The organism is Leptotrichia sp. oral taxon 498 (genome assembly GCF_002240055.1).
Lineage (GTDB): Bacteria > Fusobacteriota > Fusobacteriia > Fusobacteriales > Leptotrichiaceae > Leptotrichia > Leptotrichia rugosa.
Window position 1 is genome coordinate 1,082,311 of record NZ_CP016753.1, and the last position, 16,434, is coordinate 1,098,744.

The 16,434-nt window shown below is 31.7% G+C and carries 27 protein-coding genes; all 27 read left to right on the forward strand.

Features of this window, described 5'->3' with window-relative positions; all coding sequences use genetic code 11:
• Positions 1-76: 76 nt before the first annotated feature.
• The 27 genes from BCB68_RS05310 (at position 77) to BCB68_RS05430 (ending at position 16,432) form a co-directional block, all read left to right on the forward strand.
• Entirely contained in the window at positions 77-427 is a 351-nt protein-coding gene (locus BCB68_RS05310; protein ID WP_094079836.1) for a RusA family crossover junction endodeoxyribonuclease, read from the forward strand.
• Positions 428-943 carry a dUTP diphosphatase gene (locus BCB68_RS05315; protein WP_094079837.1) on the forward strand — a complete coding sequence of 172 codons (516 nt, stop codon included), beginning with the start codon at positions 428-430 and terminating at the stop codon, positions 941-943.
• A 174-nt stretch (positions 944-1,117) separates the two neighbouring features.
• Positions 1,118-1,288, forward strand: coding sequence for an AbrB/MazE/SpoVT family DNA-binding domain-containing protein (locus BCB68_RS10515; protein WP_155801913.1), 171 nt, complete (start codon positions 1,118-1,120; stop codon positions 1,286-1,288).
• Positions 1,289-1,404: 116 nt separating this feature from the next.
• Positions 1,405-1,704 carry a hypothetical protein gene (locus BCB68_RS05320; RefSeq protein ID WP_094079838.1) on the forward strand — a complete coding sequence of 100 codons (300 nt, stop codon included), beginning with the start codon at positions 1,405-1,407 and terminating at the stop codon, positions 1,702-1,704.
• Positions 1,705-1,717: 13 nt separating this feature from the next.
• A complete protein-coding gene (locus BCB68_RS10865; RefSeq protein WP_094079839.1) occupies positions 1,718-2,533 on the forward strand; it encodes a phage antirepressor in 816 nt (271 codons plus the stop codon).
• A 1-nt stretch (position 2,534) separates the two neighbouring features.
• Positions 2,535-2,774 (forward strand): hypothetical protein, encoded by a 240-nt coding sequence (locus BCB68_RS05330; protein WP_094079840.1) that lies wholly within the window; start codon positions 2,535-2,537, stop codon positions 2,772-2,774.
• 198 nt (positions 2,775-2,972) lie between these two features.
• The gene (locus BCB68_RS05335; RefSeq protein WP_094079841.1) at positions 2,973-3,464 is read left to right on the forward strand and encodes a Panacea domain-containing protein; all 492 of its coding nucleotides are present in this window, start codon (positions 2,973-2,975) and stop codon (positions 3,462-3,464) included.
• Positions 3,464-3,844 (forward strand): type II toxin-antitoxin system PemK/MazF family toxin, encoded by a 381-nt coding sequence (locus BCB68_RS05340; protein ID WP_094079842.1) that lies wholly within the window; start codon positions 3,464-3,466, stop codon positions 3,842-3,844. Before BCB68_RS05335 ends, BCB68_RS05340 begins: the two co-directional genes overlap by 1 nt.
• Positions 3,845-4,013: 169 nt before the next feature.
• Positions 4,014-4,172: a hypothetical protein gene (locus tag BCB68_RS10520; protein WP_157697352.1), complete on the forward strand. Its 159-nt coding sequence runs from the start codon at positions 4,014-4,016 to the stop codon at positions 4,170-4,172.
• Complete coding sequence (locus BCB68_RS05345; protein WP_094079843.1) at positions 4,157-4,963, forward strand: putative HNHc nuclease; 807 nt, start codon at positions 4,157-4,159, stop codon at positions 4,961-4,963. The genes BCB68_RS10520 and BCB68_RS05345 overlap by 16 nt, the downstream gene beginning before the upstream one ends.
• A 286-nt stretch (positions 4,964-5,249) precedes the next feature.
• Positions 5,250-5,522, forward strand: coding sequence for a hypothetical protein (locus tag BCB68_RS05350; protein ID WP_094079844.1), 273 nt, complete (start codon positions 5,250-5,252; stop codon positions 5,520-5,522).
• Positions 5,523-5,744 carry a hypothetical protein gene (locus tag BCB68_RS05355; protein WP_094079845.1) on the forward strand — a complete coding sequence of 74 codons (222 nt, stop codon included), beginning with the start codon at positions 5,523-5,525 and terminating at the stop codon, positions 5,742-5,744.
• Between the two features lie 47 nt (positions 5,745-5,791).
• A complete protein-coding gene (locus tag BCB68_RS05360; protein WP_094079846.1) occupies positions 5,792-5,983 on the forward strand; it encodes a hypothetical protein in 192 nt (63 codons plus the stop codon).
• 96 nt (positions 5,984-6,079) lie between these two features.
• The gene (locus tag BCB68_RS05365) at positions 6,080-6,379 is read left to right on the forward strand and encodes a hypothetical protein (RefSeq protein ID WP_094079847.1); all 300 of its coding nucleotides are present in this window, start codon (positions 6,080-6,082) and stop codon (positions 6,377-6,379) included.
• A gap of 164 nt (positions 6,380-6,543) precedes the next feature.
• Positions 6,544-7,116 (forward strand): MerR family transcriptional regulator, encoded by a 573-nt coding sequence (locus tag BCB68_RS05370; protein WP_094079848.1) that lies wholly within the window; start codon positions 6,544-6,546, stop codon positions 7,114-7,116.
• Positions 7,076-8,926, forward strand: coding sequence for a phage terminase large subunit family protein (locus BCB68_RS05375; RefSeq protein WP_237048563.1), 1,851 nt, complete (start codon positions 7,076-7,078; stop codon positions 8,924-8,926). The genes BCB68_RS05370 and BCB68_RS05375 overlap by 41 nt, the downstream gene beginning before the upstream one ends.
• Before the next feature lie 10 nt (positions 8,927-8,936).
• Entirely contained in the window at positions 8,937-9,158 is a 222-nt protein-coding gene (locus tag BCB68_RS05380) for a DUF6148 family protein (protein ID WP_232052820.1), read from the forward strand.
• A 20-nt stretch (positions 9,159-9,178) separates the two neighbouring features.
• The gene (locus BCB68_RS05385) at positions 9,179-10,756 is read left to right on the forward strand and encodes a phage portal protein (RefSeq protein ID WP_094079850.1); all 1,578 of its coding nucleotides are present in this window, start codon (positions 9,179-9,181) and stop codon (positions 10,754-10,756) included.
• Positions 10,710-11,759, forward strand: a complete 1,050-nt coding sequence (locus BCB68_RS05390) for a head maturation protease, ClpP-related (protein ID WP_237048564.1) — start codon at positions 10,710-10,712, stop codon at positions 11,757-11,759. The genes BCB68_RS05385 and BCB68_RS05390 overlap by 47 nt, the downstream gene beginning before the upstream one ends.
• Positions 11,760-11,761: 2 nt before the next feature.
• Positions 11,762-12,091, forward strand: a complete 330-nt coding sequence (locus BCB68_RS05395) for a hypothetical protein (protein ID WP_094079852.1) — start codon at positions 11,762-11,764, stop codon at positions 12,089-12,091.
• 2 nt (positions 12,092-12,093) lie between these two features.
• Positions 12,094-13,134, forward strand: a complete 1,041-nt coding sequence (locus BCB68_RS05400) for a major capsid protein (protein WP_094079853.1) — start codon at positions 12,094-12,096, stop codon at positions 13,132-13,134.
• 10 nt (positions 13,135-13,144) lie between these two features.
• Positions 13,145-13,363: a hypothetical protein gene (locus BCB68_RS05405; RefSeq protein WP_094079854.1), complete on the forward strand. Its 219-nt coding sequence runs from the start codon at positions 13,145-13,147 to the stop codon at positions 13,361-13,363.
• A gap of 9 nt (positions 13,364-13,372) precedes the next feature.
• Positions 13,373-13,702 carry a hypothetical protein gene (locus BCB68_RS05410; protein WP_094079855.1) on the forward strand — a complete coding sequence of 110 codons (330 nt, stop codon included), beginning with the start codon at positions 13,373-13,375 and terminating at the stop codon, positions 13,700-13,702.
• Between the two features lie 12 nt (positions 13,703-13,714).
• Positions 13,715-14,287: a hypothetical protein gene (locus tag BCB68_RS05415; RefSeq protein WP_094079856.1), complete on the forward strand. Its 573-nt coding sequence runs from the start codon at positions 13,715-13,717 to the stop codon at positions 14,285-14,287.
• Positions 14,284-14,748, forward strand: a complete 465-nt coding sequence (locus tag BCB68_RS05420) for a hypothetical protein (protein ID WP_094079857.1) — start codon at positions 14,284-14,286, stop codon at positions 14,746-14,748. The genes BCB68_RS05415 and BCB68_RS05420 overlap by 4 nt, the downstream gene beginning before the upstream one ends.
• Positions 14,748-14,987, forward strand: a complete 240-nt coding sequence (locus BCB68_RS05425) for a hypothetical protein (RefSeq protein ID WP_018450284.1) — start codon at positions 14,748-14,750, stop codon at positions 14,985-14,987. The genes BCB68_RS05420 and BCB68_RS05425 overlap by 1 nt, the downstream gene beginning before the upstream one ends.
• Entirely contained in the window at positions 14,987-16,432 is a 1,446-nt protein-coding gene (locus tag BCB68_RS05430; protein WP_094079858.1) for a phage tail sheath protein, read from the forward strand. Before BCB68_RS05425 ends, BCB68_RS05430 begins: the two co-directional genes overlap by 1 nt.
• Positions 16,433-16,434 lie beyond the last annotated feature (2 nt).

A 16,434-nucleotide genomic window follows, 5' to 3' on the forward strand; every position in this document is an offset into this window, starting at 1 on the left:
CTCCTTTTGTATTAATCTTACTGGCACTAATATTATAACATAAAGGGGTAGTATATAAAATTGACGGAGGAAATAAATGATAAAATTGGAATTATCGACTGTACCACCAAGTGTAAATACACTTTGGATAAATAAACCAAATGGGAGGTATAAGTCTAAAAAGGGCAAGATATTCGAGGAAACAGCTCGTAGTGAACTTAAAAAGCAATTTAGGCGTAAACCTTTGGATAATGGTTTAAAAGTCCATATATCGCTTTATTTCAAGGATAAGAGAAAAAGAGATATAGACAACTATAATAAGGCGATTTTGGATTCAATGACTAAAATTATTTATGAAGATGATTCGCAAATTGAAGAACTTAACGTGAAAAAGTTAGTTGGCTGTGGATTTAATAAAGTAGAAATTGAACTGGAGGAGCTGAAATAGATGGAAGCGTTAAAAACATTTGATGTAAAAGAATTGCTAAGAAGACAGGCAATGCTGGATGAGAAATTTAAAGATAAAATGGGGACGGAAGAAATTGATCCTAACAAAATTAGAGTGGCTTATATAGATGAGGTTGGCGAATTTATTCACGAATTAAAGCCAAAATGGTGTTACTGGAAAAATAATTTTAAAGAGATGGACAAAAGAAAAACATTAGAAGAATTAAGTGATTGCATGCATTTTGCATTAAGTCTTAAAAATAATAAGAAAGGACAGGATTTCTTGAGTGAAACAGTTTGGAGCGAATTTTTAGGAGGGGCAGTTGTTCTAAGTGATAAAATAGAAGAAAATTTAATTCAATTAAGTAATATTTTAAATCTTGAATTTTTAAGTATATGGTTTGAGTTAGTCGGGAAAATATTAGAAAATTTAGATGTTTCCCAAGAAGAGTTTTTGAAAATACATCATGAGAAGTGGCTTAAGAATATGAATGAGAGAACGAAAGAAAGTTATTAACTTATGTGTATACAAGTTAAAGTGCATAAGTAGGACAATGGCAACTAAATATAATAACTGTGAAACCTAGAAATATTGTGGAGTTTATAGAGTATAATAAAAAATTTAAAAAAAGTAGTTGACAAGTTAGTCCCAATATGTTATAGTTATATGGGACTAACGAAAGGAGAAGAAATGGAAAAAAGAGATTTAAATATTTCTTTTTACAAAGCTGGAAACGGAACTGCAACTAGATTGACAGTACCTATCACTTGGTTAAGAAAATTAGGGGTTACACCAGAAGACAGAACCGTTGAATTGTTTTTTGATGAAGAGAACAACCAGTTAATATTGAAAAAGAAATAAAAAATCTCCTAAAATCCTTTTAGTTAGGCTTTAGGAGAATACAGTATAAACTGTCCAACCAACTTTATTATACTGTATAAACTCCAAAAAATCAATATTTTTAGGAGGAAATTTTTATGACACTTAGACAAGAGCTAGGATTTGAAATTACAGAAAGTTTACTGGATGAACACAATCACAAGTTAAAATCAGCAAAAAAGGTGGTATTTGATTTATTAGAGGAAATGTATGAGATGTTGTCTAAAGAAAATTTGGATAAATTAATGGATTTGGAAGATGCTTTGGGTGAATATCATCAAACAATTAAAAGAGAATACTATGAGGCTGGTTCAAACATAGACACATTGGTTCAAAGAAACGAAGAAAAAGAAGTCGCTGAAAAAGTGGCAAGAATTGAAAGAAAAAATATAGTATAATGGAGGATAAAGAATGTACGATTTAAAAGTTATAAATGATGAAAGATTTCAAATATTCAGTAAAGAAAATTTAGGAAGTGTAAGAACAATATTGGTGGATAATGAGGTATGGGTTTGTGCAAAAGATGTTTGCGATATTTTGGAAATAAAAAATGTTACTCAAGCTGTACAGAGATTGGATGAAGATGAACGGTCTATGTTTAACATAGGTCGTCAAGGAAATACCAATTTTATTAATGAAAGTGGATTGTACGCTTTGATTGTAAGAAGCGACAAAAAGGAAGCAAAACCATTTAGAAAGTGGATAACATCAGAAGTTATTCCAGCAATAAGAAAAACAGGAATGTATATGACTGACGATGTATGGAACAGTATAATGAATGAACCTGAAAAAATAGGAGAACTTCTAATTAATTATGGAAAAGTAAGACAAGAAAATGAAAATCTTAAATTTACTAATAAAGTTCAGGAACAGCAGATAATAGAATTGCAACCGAAGGCATTATATTATGATTTGATTTTGCAATGTAAGGATTTATTAAGTACAACAATGATTGCTAAAGATTATGGAATGGCTGCAAAAGGATTTAATAAAATGTTACATGAATTTGGAATCCAATATAACCAAAGCGGAGTATGGTTTTTATATCAAAAGTATGCAATTTACGGATATACACAAACAAAAACAAATGCTTTTGTAAGAAGTGATGGAACACCTGACGGAAAACCGCATATGTATTGGACACAAAAAGGAAGAATATTCTTATACAATTTTTTAAAAGATAAAGGTGTATTACCAATAATCGAACAAGAAGAAATGGGGGCTTAAAATGGTAGATAAAGCAAAAATATTTTTACAATTATTTATTGAAGAAATGATACCTGAGACAGGGCAATGGTATGAAAAAATAGAAAAAGATGGAACAAAACTTGTCATTAATGATGAAGTGGCAGAAGAAATAGCAAACGATCCTGAATATAGTGATAGATTATACGACGTTTTTACGAAAGAATTAGAAAAAATACTAAAAGAATATCCTGAAAAATGGTTTTTAAATGAATATAGATAACAAATAGTAAATGGAATCACAGTTGTTGAACTAATGACTGTGATTTTTTTATAAAAAAGGACAATGGCAACTGAATAATAACTGTGATTTGTAATATTTTACTTTACAATGTCAAAAAAACTCTAAATTTTTGTTGCACTTTCGCTACTTTTAAGATATAATTTAATTGTCAAATGATAACAAGAGGAGGGTGGCAATATGGAAAAAATAATAAATGTTGCTCAATATATTTTTAATGAATATAAAAGAGTGACAGGAGAAATTATTGATGAAATGAAATTGCAAAAATTATTGTATTTTTCACAAAGAGAAACATTTGCTATTTTAAATGAGCCTCTTTTTGATGAAGTGTTTGAAGGCTGGAAGTATGGACCTGTATCAAGAGAGGTACGGACTTCTTATACAACGGACGGAATAAATTATGAAACAGAAGACATAAAAAGTGAAAGTAAATACATAATAAATAATGTAATTCAGGAATACGGAGCATTAGCATCGTGGAAATTAAGTGCATTAACACACAAAGAAACTTCTTGGATGAATTCTCGAAAGGGACTTAAAAAGGAAGAAAACGGAAGGATTAAAATCCAAACCGAAGATATAAGAGAAGATGCAAAGAAAGTAAGACCTTATGACTATATGTGGGATATGTACTATGATGAATTTGATGACTATGAAGCGGTGGTTTGATGGTAGGAAAAATAGTCAGATGTTTAACTCAATACTACGATACAAGATTACATAGAAATTCAATCAAATCAAGACCTGCTTTAGTATTAAGAAGTCCTGAAAATGATGATTATGTAGTTCTTCCTATTTCAACTATTCCAAACAGAATAAATGTAAATCCAGTATATGATATAGAAATAGATCCGTCAAAATTTCCCAAAATAAACTTGACTAGATTATCGTATATTAGGACACATAGAATGGTTTCAATACCAATGCAACAGATAGATACAAGTGTTATAATAGGAGATTTGAAATCAGATTACGAAGAACTATTTTTAGAAATAGCGGAAAAAGTAGAGCAGTTTCATAATGAAGTTATGGAAGGGTTGTTAGAATAGCAATTAAAAATATTTAAAATCACAGTTATTAATTTAGCTGTGATTTTTTTTATGCAAATAGTAAATAAAATATAAAAATAGCAAAAATTATACGATAGTATAAATTAAAACATATATAAAATATAAAAAATGATAAAATTATGTTTTAAAAATAGAGGATGGAGAAAAAGTGGATGAGAATGTATTAGAAAGAATGAAGTCAAGACTTTTAAATGGAATAAAAGTAAATGACAGCGATTTTAATTTTATGAAGTTAAATGCTAATTTGTTCAAGAATATTAAATTTATTAAGAAAAGGAAGGCTAAGAGAAAATGTCTAAGAGAATGAGCAGGGAAAACCAAAAACTAATTTACTGGTTTATAGACTGCTACGCCTATCATTTGAAAGGAGTAGATATAAATTGGCAGACTAGCAAGCAAAAGCCTGCCATTTCAGATTATTTTTTATACAAGGCAAAGGAGGACTTGAAAAAACTTTATATCAGGCACAGTGGCAAGAATATAAAGGGATATGAGCCTTTTAAGAATATGGAAATCAAGCTGAAAGACAGAATTGGAGATATAATTGACAAGAACTATACGAAAGAAAGCAAAATTAATATAATCACAAACGATTTAATGGATTTTGTAACTGACGAGATTCAAATGTTGTTTATAAAACTGAATGATACTTTTAGTTTAGCACTTAAATTAATGAGTAATGCCGAAGCTGTGGCATTTACCAATTTCCTGTTTGACTATTTTTTGCAGAATGATATTGATATGTGGCAGGAGATACATGAACTGTATAGACAACAGGAAAATAGAAATTGGGTGTACTGGATGTTAAAAAAGAAAATATGTGTTATTACAGGAAAACCGAATGCACAGTTGGCACATATTTCAAAAAGTGCTGGAGCATTGGGAGGCTACAAATATGACAAAGGAATAGGGAACAGTTATTTGCCTTTGTCAGCAGAGTGGCATATAGGAGTAGATCATGGAGTTGGTGGTGGTAGAAAAAATTTAATGTCAAAACTGAAAGAGCTGAATATAGAGCCTTTTGAAATAAAGAGCGAGGAAGAAGTTAAGGAATTGAAGAAAATATATAAAGGGCATTTTAAAGCGTTTAAGGAATAAAAAAGTTCAGTCGCAGAAAGTCGTTTTGGCTGGAAAAACAGGTTGAAATATAGTGTTTATAGGGAAAAATGACAGTCGTGAAAAGTCGTTTTAATTAGAGAAAGGTTAGGAGTAGAAATGTCAAGTAAAATAATAAGAATGATAATTTGTTTTATATTATTGTTCATAGGAGTTGTATCCATCTCACAAACTAAAAATTTTTTGGATTTAAGTAAATTAGTTCTAAGCTTTGTATTTGGTATATGGCTAACAAATAAATTTTAATATGTTTTAGAAAGGAATCAAAATGAAGAAATTATTATTAGGAATTGCAATTTTAGGATTATTAGGAAGTTGCGCAAGTTGGGAAGATAGTCAAAAAGATATCGAAAGTAATACAAGTGGATTAAAAAGAATTGTTAGAGTTTATACTTTAGATGGGAAACTTTTGAAAGAGTATAAGGGGATGATTAGAATAAGAAGTTCAGAAGAAAGCGATAGAATATCATTAAATTTAATAAGTGAGAATAATCGCAGAGTTACAATTGATAATGCAATCGTGATAACAGAGGAGGAATAAATGGGAATAATAATGAGAATGATAAACGGACTGATTACAGTAACAGCCACTTTAGTGCTGTTAAAATACATTTGTGAATTAGTTATTGTATATAAAAACAAGGCAAAGAGATTCAGATTCAACATAAGCAATGTAATAATATTTTTAGTTGCTACAATAATAAATTTGTTTGTGATTTATGGATTGATTTGGATTATAAAGTTTTTTGCGATTAGAGTGTGAAAAAGGTTGCAAATACATAAAAAATAAGGTATAATTAGGAGGTAAAATTGAACAAAAAAAAAGAACTTACACAAGAGGATATTAATGAGCTTTTAAAGGATAAAGAAGTTTTGTATTTTTTGCAAGATTTAAAAACAGCAAAAACTTTTGAGGATAATATCAAAATTACTTTATACATAAAAAAAGGTGAAATAAAAGATAAAGAATACAAAACAAAAAAATATCATAGGGGCAAATAAACCTCGGATGAGTGAGCCGCTGAATAGATAGATTAGAAATAGTCTATTTGTTTAGTGGCTCTTTTTTTGTCTAAGAATCAAAGAAAGGGATAACAAATGTTAATTATATTATTGATTGCAAGTTTTGTTATTAATATAGCAGTAATATTAATACTATTTCAAATTATTTGTTATGGGACAAAAAAATACATAAAAGAAAGAATCGAAAGAAATTTGGAACTCTTGGACAAATTAGAAGAGATTGAAAAAGATATAGATAACAAGATAGATGGATTAAAGATAATGATATATAACAGATATCTTGATAGATGTAGAGTAGGAATGAAGAAACAGAGAGAAGAAGACAAAGGATTAAGAGATAAGCTAACAGAAATAGAGAGCAAATGTTCAAAATAGTGAGCATATCAAGTAAATATTAAAGTGGAAATAAAGAAAAAATAAAATTTTGATTAAAAAGGTACTTCTGAGAGGTCAAAAAAGAGCGAACGGGTTCGAAGCCCCAAAAAAAATATGTATGATGCCTTTTTTAAGTTTTAGTTCCGTTCCGAAATGGAGGTGTTATGTTAGTAAAAGAGAATCAGATAATAAAGGCAAACGAGTTAGCAAAATTGCTAGGTATAACAGATAGACACCTCCGCAATTTAGCTAGTGAAGGAATAATAAAAAAAACGGAAAAAGGCAAGTATCTATTTTGGGAAAATGTACTTGGATATATTGAGTATATTGAATCTAAAAATGATGTGGATTTGAATTTGAAAGATGAAAAGATTAAGGAAGAGATAAAACGAATAAAAAAAGATGTTGAACTAAAAGACTTAAAAATTAAGGAAACTAAAAATCAATTACATTTAGCGTCAATTGTAGAAAAAGTAATGACTGATATGCTTATGAACATTAAAGGAAAGCTGCTTTCTATATCTAGCAAGGTAGCACCAGCAGTTATTGCTTCGGATAATCTTGGGGAAATTCAGGATGTTATTCAAGATGAAATATTCGAGGTTTTGGAAGAACTCAGTGAGTACGATCCAGAAATGTTTAAAAATAATAAAATTTTTGTGGAAAATGAGGAAGATATGGAAGTGAAAGTTGAAAGTGAAAAAAGAATTAGAGGAAGACCTAAAAAGAACAGTTAAATTATTTAAAAAAATTGCTTTGGTTTTAAAGCCACCGCCAAAATTAACAATTGATACTTGGGCGGATATGTACAGAGTTTTATCAACTAAAAGTTCAGCGATTCCGGGAAAATGGAAAACTGACAGAGTGCCATTTCAAAGAGAAGTAATGAGGGCAATTTCTGATAAAAATACAGAAAAAGTTGTGATGATGTATGGGGCTCAGCTATCAAAAACAGAAATTCTTATGAATACAGTTGGATATTTTATGGACTACGAACCTTCTCCGATTATGTTTTTAATGCCCACGAAAGATATGGCAGCTGATTTTTCAACAACAAGGCTTAATGACATGATTCAATCGACACCACAACTTAGGAGCAAAGTTATCGAAAGTACTGATGCCAGGGATACAAAAAGGCAAAAAGAATTTTCAGGCGGATACATTGTTTTAACTGGGAGTAATTCAGCTTCAGAATTAGCAAGTAGACCAATTAGAATTTTATTAGCAGATGAAATTGACCGTTTCCCTCGAAGTGCTAAAAAAGATGGAGACCCATTGAATTTGGCGATTGAAAGGGTAAAAACTTGGCCAAACAGTAAAATAGTTTTGACAAGCACACCAACTATCAAAGGTGGGAGCAGGATAGAACTTGAATACGAGAATAGCTCAAAAGACGAGTATTATATTCCTTGTCCAAAATGTGGAGAGATGCAAACTTTGAAATGGGGAAATATCGTTTTTGAAGATGTGTCACATAAATGTGAGAAATGTATGGAAACTTCAACAGAGTACGAGTGGAAACGAAACCTTATTAAAGGTGAATGGAGAAGTACCAATCCTGATGTAGACCCACATATTTCAAGAGGGTTTCATGTATCAGAGTTATATAGCCCGTTCACCAAATGGGCTAGTATGATTCGTAAATTTAGAGCAGCAAAAGGCGACGAGCAATTAATGAAAGTATTTGTCAATACAGCTCTTGGGGAATGCTGGGAAGAAAAAGTTGAAAGATTTGATTTTGAAAAAATACAAGCGAGAGCTGAGGATTATGGAGAATATATAAACGAAGAAGATGGTACGATAAATGATATTGAAATACCTGATAAAGTTACTGTATTAACTGCTGGAGTGGATGTTCAAGATAATAGGCTTGAAGTTGAAATTGTTGGATGGGGACCAGGAGAAGAAAGCTGGGGGATTTATTATAAAGTGATTATGGGAAATCCTGCGTTGCCGTATGTGTGGAATACGTTGGATGAATTTCTTATGAGAGATTTTGAATATCAGAATGGAGAGAAAATAAGAGTTGCTTGTACTTGTATTGATACAGGTGGACATCATACTGACGATGTTTACAGGTATGTAAAAGCAAGAGAACAGTTGAATATTTTTGGAATAAAAGGAAGTGGAGAAGCTGGAAGACCTCTTATTTCACGACCTAGTAAAAATAATAAAGGAGGAATCTCTTTATTTGTGTTGGGAGTTAATACTGGAAAGGATACTATAATGAGCAATCTTAAAGTAACAGAACCAGGAGCTAAATATATGCACTATCCAAATGATCCTAAGCGTGGATATGATGAAGTTTACTTCAAAGGGCTTACTTCTGAAATAAAAGTTGTTACTTTTAGCAAGGGACAAGCTAAAATTGAGTGGAAAACAATTGGAGACAAAAGAAATGAGCCTTTGGACATTCGGAATTATGCACAAGCGGCATTAAGAATAGCAAACCCCAACTTAAATATACGGTATTCAACGGATGTACTTAATAGTTTTAGGACACAACAAAGAAATAGCGGCAGGCGAATAATTCGTAGCGGAATATAGGGAGGTAAAAATGTATAGTATAGAAACTTGCAAAGAAATGATAAATTCATATATTGAGGCTGAAAAGGCTGTATTGTTAGGACAGAGCTATAAAATTGGAAGTAGAGAACTGACGAGAGCAGATTTAACTGAAATTATAAAAGCTAGACAATTATGGGAGCATAATTTAACACTTGCACAAAACAGTGGACGGCGTACACAGTCTGTACAGGTTATAATAAGAGATTTGTAATAGTTAGGAGGTGGAAATGATTGAATTTATTTGATAAGGCAGTAGGAGTATTTAATCCAGAAAAAGCATTAAAAATGGTTGGAGCAAGAGAAAAGCTAAAGCTGTTTAACCAAAATCAAAAAATAATGAATAAAGGTTATGGAGAACACGGGGCAAGTACCCGTAAAAAATCTTTGAGAGGATGGTTTGCTTCTCTAGGTGGAGTAAAGAATGATATTTATAACTACCGTGAAAAACTTGTGGCTCGTTCCAGAGATTTGTATATGGGAGCACCTTTGGCAAATGGAGCATTGAATACAATGAAAATGAATGCTGTTGGTTCAGGGCTAAAATTAAAGTCAAGTATTGATTCAGATATTATAGATTTATCTGAAAATGAAATAGAAGTGTTAGAAACAAAAATTGAAAAAGAATTTAATTTGTGGAGCAATTCTAAAATAGATCAAACAGGTTTGCTTAATTTTTATGAAATTCAAGATTTAGTTTTTTTGACAACGTTGTTAAATGGAGAATGTTTTATTCATTTGAATTATTTTGAAACTCCAGAAAATCCGTATAGCTTGAAATTATCCATAATTGAGCCTGATAGAGTAAATACTCCAAGCAATAAAATGAGCGACACTTCTATTGTTCAGGGAGTACAATTGGACAAAAATGGGCGTGTTAACGGTTATTATATTCAAGAGCATAATCCAAATGATGAAATCAGAGGCATGAATCAGTATAAATATGTAAAAATGTATGGAAACGAAAATCAGTTAAATATAATTCATTTGACAACTGCGGAGCGTCCAGGACAGGTGAGGGGTGTACCGATATTAGCTCCTGTAATGGAAAGCTTGAAACAGCTCGACAGATACACGAATGCAGAATTAACGAGTGCAATCATCAGCAGTATGTTTACAATTTTTATTGAATCAGCTGATATACCTCAAACAAATCCAGGGGATTTATCGAACGTCGGACAAAAAGATGCCATAGCAAATGAAGAATCTGGAACGCTGGAACTTTCAAGCGGTGCAATAGTATCTCTTAACAAAGGCGAAAAAGCGACATCAGTGAATCCAGCAAGACCTAATGCACAATTTGACCCATTTATGACAGCTATAATACGGCAAATTGGAAGCAGCTTGGGCATTCCTTATGAACTTATGATAATGCACTTTACAAGCAGTTATTCGGCGAGTAGAGCAGCTTTATTAGAAGCGTGGAAGACTTTTAGAAAAAAGCGTGAATGGTTTGCAAAAAATTTTTGTCAACTTATTTATGAAGAGTGGCTAAGAGAGGCTGTTTTGCTTGGAAGAATAGAAATAAAAGATTTTGAAAATGACATTTTGATTAGAAAAGCATACAGTAATGCAATTTGGAGTGGAACTTCACAAGGACAGTTAGATCCTATAAAAGAGGTTAATGCGGCAATTTTGAGAATAAATGCTGGGTTATCAACGAGAAGCCGTGAAACTATTGAATTAAATGGGGGAGATTTTGAACAAAATATAAAAATATTGGCAAAAGAACAAAAAATAGCAAATGAGAAAGGAGTGATTTTGGATGGGACAATCTATACCGAACCACCAAACGATGAACCAGAGGAATAAAACTATATGGAATTTAGTCAAAAATGATGATAAAAGTGCTGAATTAATGCTTTATGGAGATATAGCTGAAAGTTTTTGGGGAGATACGGTAAGTGCTAAAGAAGTAACGGAATATTTGGCTGGCTTAGATGTAGAAAATATTGACGTTTATATTAATTCAAACGGTGGAGTAGTTGACACTGCTATTGCAATTAGTAACGCTTTGAGAAGACACAAAGCTAAAGTAACTGTAAATATTGACGGTATCGCAGCAAGTGCAGCCACTTTAATCACCTGTGCTGGAGATACAGTTAGAATGCCTAAAAATGCTTTGTTTATGATACACAATCCCTCAACAATTGCAATGGGGGATTCAGAAGAGATGAGGAAACAGGCAGATGTACTTGAGAAATACAAAAATTCAATAACAGAAACCTATTTGCAAAAGGTTAATATTGATAAAGAGAAATTATCAGAATTAATGGACAACGAAACTTGGTTAAACGCCGAAGAAGCATTGGAATATGGATTTATTGACGAAATAACCGAAAACACAGATATTCAAGTAGTTGAAAATAAGGTTATTTCTAATAATATGGTATTTAATATGGCGGAATTTAAAAACTTTAATGTTGATAAAAATATAAAAAATAATGGAAAAGGAAGTGGAAAAATGACAAAAGATGAAATAAAAGCACAATTTCCTGACATTTATGCCGAAATTGTAAATGAAGGAAAAAAAATTGGAGTAAAGGAAGAAAGAACAAGGATACAGGAAATTGAGAATTTAGGATATAACCACGAAGTAGTTGATAAAGCTAAATTTGAAGAGCCTAAAAATGCTAGAGATTTAGCATTGGAAATTGTAAGTTTAATGAAACAGGAAAATCAAAATAAACTTAACAGAATACAAGATGAAGGGAAACCACTTAACAATACGCCAAAAGGTAATGATGATGGGGTTAATGATGAGCAAAAAGCAGCAAATAAAATTTTAGCATTTTTTAAGAAAGGTGGTAAATAAATATGAAATATGATTATACAAATGAGTCAGATCATTTGATTGTTGGCAAAAAAGAGCTAGTTGTAGTGGAGCTTATTTTACAGGTTGGAAAAACTGTAAAAAGAGGGGATATTGTGGATAAAGATGGTGCAATAATAACTGATACTGGAAAAGTGTTTGGAATTGTTACAAGAGATGCCGATGCAACTGGAGCTACTACGAAAACAACTGTTTATACTGAAGGAGAATTTAATATTGAAAAAGTAAACTTCGGTACAGCGACAAAAGAAAAAGTAATTGAGTTATGCAGCGACAGAAATATTTATTTAAGAACATTAGGAGGTAAGGAATAACAATGAGCATGAATTTAGATTTGAGTTTAAGAACATTATTTTTAGTAACAGAGGCAATGCCGAGACCAAGAACATTTTTATTTGATACGTTTTTTGGAAACAGAGAAAATTTGGATACTGAAACAGTAACTATTGAATTTAAAAATGGTAGAAGATTGATGGCTCCATTTGTCGATAGATATGTTGACGGAGAGGAAATGCCAAAAGATACATTTTCAGGAAAAACATTCAAACCGTATGCAGTGGCTCCTAAAAAGACGTTTCATGCAGATGAACTGACCTTTGAAAGATTGCCAGGAGAAAATCCGTTTTCACAAAGTGATCCTGATACAAAAAGGCAGAAAAAAATTGCCGAAACTTTGCAGGAACAAAGCGAACAGATTGCAAGACGTTGGGAAGCGATGGCAGCTGAAACATTATATAAATTACAAACTACAATCGACGGAGAAGGAATATCAGACACAATCAAATATTATGATAACTCTTCTACGGAACATCATACAACCGTCGCTTCAACTTGGGACAATGCTAATTCTGACCCAATTAAAGATATAAAGGCTGTATTAAGCGAAATTAATAAAGCTGGAGGAACTAGACCAGAAGCAATAATTCTTGATCCGTTGGCAGCGGAATTATTTATTAATAATAAAGCTGTACAAAATATGATGAATCTTAGAAATGCTTATTTTGGGGACATAAGACCTGAAGTTGAGGGTGTAAATGGTGCGAGTTATATTGGTACATTGACCGGATTAGGAATCGATGTTTTTGAATATCAGGAATATTACGATTATGTGGATAAAACTACAAAACAAACTAAAACAAAAGCAATTATTCCAGACTATACAGCTTTATTTGCACCGAAAGGCAATTTAGTAAAATTTGGAGCTGTAAGTACAATTAATGATGGACTTTTGGAAGGGGATTTAATTCCTAGAACTCACACAAAGGAAGAAAATGATACTATAACAATCCGTACAATGTCAAAACCAGTAACAATTCCTTTGAACACAAAATCATTAAAAGTTCTAAAAGTTAAGTAGGTGATGGTTGATGACAGTGTATATAGTTAAAGAATCGTTTATTTATGGCGGGAAAATACAAAATATCGGCGAAGAAGTTCAAATACTGGAAAAAGATGTGATTGAAAATTGTATTGATAGAGGACTGATAGAGAAAAAAGACAATAAAAAAGCAGACATAAATGACATTCCTGAAGAAACAGGAGTGTCAGATTCTGAATCTAAATCAGATAAAAATAAGAAAAAGTAGGCAAAAAGAATGAATTTTAAAGATATTTTAGAAAATGATATACAAAATGTATTTTTAAGTTCAGAAGAGTTTGGGGAAACACATAATTTGAATGGGACTGATGTTATTTGTGTGACAGATGAGGACAGTTTTCAAGAAAAAGAAATTAGTGGAAAATTAACAATAGAAAGTGGATTTTACAAGGAAGGGATTACGGTGTTTATTGATAAAAAATATTTGAAGTATAAACCTGAGGGTAATATGAGGATAGATTTTGATGATAAAGAATGGATAGTTGCAAACTGCAAGGAAAACTTTGGTATGTATGAACTCGATTTGTATAGATACACTGATTATTAGGAGTTGATTTAGATGTTTACAATTCAATTTGATGAAACTTTATTAAGTAATATAGAACAGAAGTTTGAGGAATTTCCAGAAGAAGCGCATCGAGGATTTGCACTTGCCATAAATAGAGTTTCAAACATGGCTAAAACTCGAATGATAAGGAATGCGACAAAAACATACACAGTAAAATATGGCGAATTATTGAAAAATTTAACTGTCAGAAAGGCTTTTCCACATCAATTGATAGGGCAAATTCATTCGCGTGGAAACTATTTAGGATTAGATAATTTTCAATTAAATCCAAGTACTAGGCAAGGGCGAACATCTGTTACAGCAGCTGTGAAATCAGGAAGTGCATTTTCTTTAAATGATAATACATTTATAGCTTATAGAGATGGGCATTTGGGAGCATTTGAAAGAACAGGAAGTGGAAGATTGCCAATTCAAAGAAAATATGGACCTTCTGCTCCACAAATGTTGGGACCTACGAATTCTTTGCCTGATTTGGAAGAATTTATAAATAAAAAAACTGAAGAAAGATTTTTTCATGAACTTTCTAGAATTTTATTAGGAATAGGTGGAAGAAAGAAAATATGAGTATTAAAGCAATTGAAAAAAGTTTGTATGATTTTTTGTGTGAGGAATTTAAGGAAGCTGAATCTCAAATACAAATATTTCGTGGAGCATTGCCTATCAGGAGATATAGTGAGATTGATAAAAATAGTGGACAAAGAAAGCCACTTTTTCCTTGCGTGACTTTGAGATTATTAAATTCCAGACAAATTACGGAAGGAATGGACAGTTATGATTGCGATGCTACTTTTGAAATAATCGTTGGTACTAAAAATGAGGATTATATTGACAATCTTTATAGATGTGAGGAAATTAGAAAAAAACTTTTAGGTAAAGTTTATGATGAAAACGGCTGGGCGATACGGGAAGATAAAGAATTTAAGTATGAGTTATATTGTGACGAGTTTGGAGATTTTATATTTTCAAGAATTACATTTACAGTTTGGGATTATCCTGTCGAGCCTGAAATTTTGAAGGAGGAATAATGGAAGATAAAAAGCAATATATTTATTTGGGAGATACACTTGAATTTAAAGATATTAGATTTACAAAAGGTGTTATTTACTACAGCAATGAAGTAATTGAAGCAAAACTTGAGAAATATCCGCTTTTGAAAAGAACTTTGGTGGATGTTAATCAAGCTAGTGAAGCATTACAAAATGAAAAATTGCTTGAAACGGTAACACAGCAAATTAAAGACCAAATAAGAGAGGAGGCTGAATAATGGGTTACAAACACGGAACTTATCAAACTGAGACATCGAGTGACATATCACTACCGATAGTGCTGGATTATGGGCATTTTATTGTAGGGACTGCACCGATGAATAAAGTGAAAAAAGAAAACAGAAGAGTGAATGAAATTGTAAGGCTAGGAACTTATAAAGAAGCTATTCAGTATTTTGGAGACACTTACGATTTGGATTTTTCAATTTCACAAGCGATAAAAGTATTTTTTGAGTTGTATAAAGTAGCGCCACTTTATGTTGTGAATATCTTGGATCTCGAAAAACATAAAACGGTTAAAAAAACTCAAAATGATTTGAGTTTAACAAATGGTAAAGTTGTTATTCCAAACCACAAATTGATAACAGATACATTAGTGGTTAAAGAAAATGCGACATCACAAGTTATTTCAGACGCTGTAACGATGTGGACAGATGAAGGACTTGAAATATATGCTAAACCGTCAAATGGGACTAAAATTGATATTGAATATGAAGAAATTGACTTGTCAAAAGTAACGAAAGCACAGGCTTTAGGCGGATACGATATTTCAACAATGAAAAGAACTGGATTAGAATTATTAGATGAAGTTTATTTAAAATATTCGGAATTACCAGCTTTCATTGATATTCCAGATTTTTCAAGCGATAGTGAAGTTGCTGCAATTATGCAAACAAAAGCTAAAAATATAAACGGGAATATGTTTGAAGCAGTTGCATTGATTAATGCGCCGATTGACAAGCCTTATGACCAAATCCCAAAATGGAAAGATGACAACAATATTAACGGAAATGACCAAATTGTGTTGTATGGAACATTGGGATTGGCTGGTAAAAAATATATTCAGTCTATTCAGTATGCTGCTTTGTCGTTATCAGTAGATAATGAAAATGGTGGAGTGCCATCACAAACTCCGTCTAATTATTCATATAAATGCGACAGTTTATATTGGAAAAATTCGAGTGGAAATCTTGAAGAAATAATCTTAGACAAAGAGCAACAAGCTAATTTATTAAATAAAAATGGAGTGGTAACTGCTATTAATTTTAAAGGTTGGCGTTGCTGGGGGTCTGAAACAGCACTTAATCCAATGGCAACAGATCCGAAAGACAAATTTATATACACTCGTAGAATGTTTAAGTATATAGGGAATGAATTGGTTATAAGCTATTTTGATAAAGTGGATAAGAAATTTTCTAAAAAATTAGCCGAAACAGTAACAAAATCAATGAATATTAGATTAAATGCTATTGTGGCTAGAAATGATTTGTTAAGTGCAAGTGCGACTTTATCAAGCGAGGATAACGACCCTATTAACGTTATGAATGGTGATATAACTTGGGTTATTAAGCTAGGAGTAATTCCAGGCATGAAATCAGCAACATTTAAGAAAAAATATGATGTAGACGCATTGACTGAGTTTGCGAAGAGTTTAGGAAAATAGGA

Excerpts from the sequence above, each read along its gene's own strand:
- BCB68_RS10515 (WP_155801913.1), top strand. The coding sequence starts at position 1,118 with ATGGAAAAAAGAGATTTAAATATTTCTTTTTACAAAGCTGGAAACGGA.
- BCB68_RS05365 (WP_094079847.1), top strand. The coding sequence starts at position 6,080 with ATGTTAATTATATTATTGATTGCAAGTTTTGTTATTAATATAGCAGTA.
- BCB68_RS05350 (WP_094079844.1), top strand. The coding sequence starts at position 5,250 with ATGAAGAAATTATTATTAGGAATTGCAATTTTAGGATTATTAGGAAGT.
- BCB68_RS05355 (WP_094079845.1), top strand. The coding sequence starts at position 5,523 with ATGGGAATAATAATGAGAATGATAAACGGACTGATTACAGTAACAGCC.
- BCB68_RS05430 (WP_094079858.1), top strand. The coding sequence starts at position 14,987 with ATGGGTTACAAACACGGAACTTATCAAACTGAGACATCGAGTGACATA.
- BCB68_RS05315 (WP_094079837.1), top strand. The coding sequence starts at position 428 with ATGGAAGCGTTAAAAACATTTGATGTAAAAGAATTGCTAAGAAGACAG.
- BCB68_RS05420 (WP_094079857.1), top strand. The coding sequence starts at position 14,284 with ATGAGTATTAAAGCAATTGAAAAAAGTTTGTATGATTTTTTGTGTGAG.
- BCB68_RS05380 (WP_232052820.1), top strand. The coding sequence starts at position 8,937 with ATGTATAGTATAGAAACTTGCAAAGAAATGATAAATTCATATATTGAG.
- BCB68_RS05410 (WP_094079855.1), top strand. The coding sequence starts at position 13,373 with ATGAATTTTAAAGATATTTTAGAAAATGATATACAAAATGTATTTTTA.
- BCB68_RS05345 (WP_094079843.1), top strand. The coding sequence starts at position 4,157 with ATGTCTAAGAGAATGAGCAGGGAAAACCAAAAACTAATTTACTGGTTT.
- BCB68_RS05405 (WP_094079854.1), top strand. The coding sequence starts at position 13,145 with ATGACAGTGTATATAGTTAAAGAATCGTTTATTTATGGCGGGAAAATA.
- BCB68_RS05330 (WP_094079840.1), top strand. The coding sequence starts at position 2,535 with ATGGTAGATAAAGCAAAAATATTTTTACAATTATTTATTGAAGAAATG.
- BCB68_RS05415 (WP_094079856.1), top strand. The coding sequence starts at position 13,715 with ATGTTTACAATTCAATTTGATGAAACTTTATTAAGTAATATAGAACAG.
- BCB68_RS05335 (WP_094079841.1), top strand. The coding sequence starts at position 2,973 with ATGGAAAAAATAATAAATGTTGCTCAATATATTTTTAATGAATATAAA.
- BCB68_RS05390 (WP_237048564.1), top strand. The coding sequence starts at position 10,710 with ATGGGACAATCTATACCGAACCACCAAACGATGAACCAGAGGAATAAA.
- BCB68_RS05340 (WP_094079842.1), top strand. The coding sequence starts at position 3,464 with ATGGTAGGAAAAATAGTCAGATGTTTAACTCAATACTACGATACAAGA.
- BCB68_RS05425 (WP_018450284.1), top strand. The coding sequence starts at position 14,748 with ATGGAAGATAAAAAGCAATATATTTATTTGGGAGATACACTTGAATTT.
- BCB68_RS05400 (WP_094079853.1), top strand. The coding sequence starts at position 12,094 with ATGAGCATGAATTTAGATTTGAGTTTAAGAACATTATTTTTAGTAACA.
- BCB68_RS10865 (WP_094079839.1), top strand. The coding sequence starts at position 1,718 with ATGTACGATTTAAAAGTTATAAATGATGAAAGATTTCAAATATTCAGT.
- BCB68_RS05395 (WP_094079852.1), top strand. The coding sequence starts at position 11,762 with ATGAAATATGATTATACAAATGAGTCAGATCATTTGATTGTTGGCAAA.
- BCB68_RS05310 (WP_094079836.1), top strand. The coding sequence starts at position 77 with ATGATAAAATTGGAATTATCGACTGTACCACCAAGTGTAAATACACTT.
- BCB68_RS05370 (WP_094079848.1), top strand. The coding sequence starts at position 6,544 with ATGTTAGTAAAAGAGAATCAGATAATAAAGGCAAACGAGTTAGCAAAA.
- BCB68_RS05320 (WP_094079838.1), top strand. The coding sequence starts at position 1,405 with ATGACACTTAGACAAGAGCTAGGATTTGAAATTACAGAAAGTTTACTG.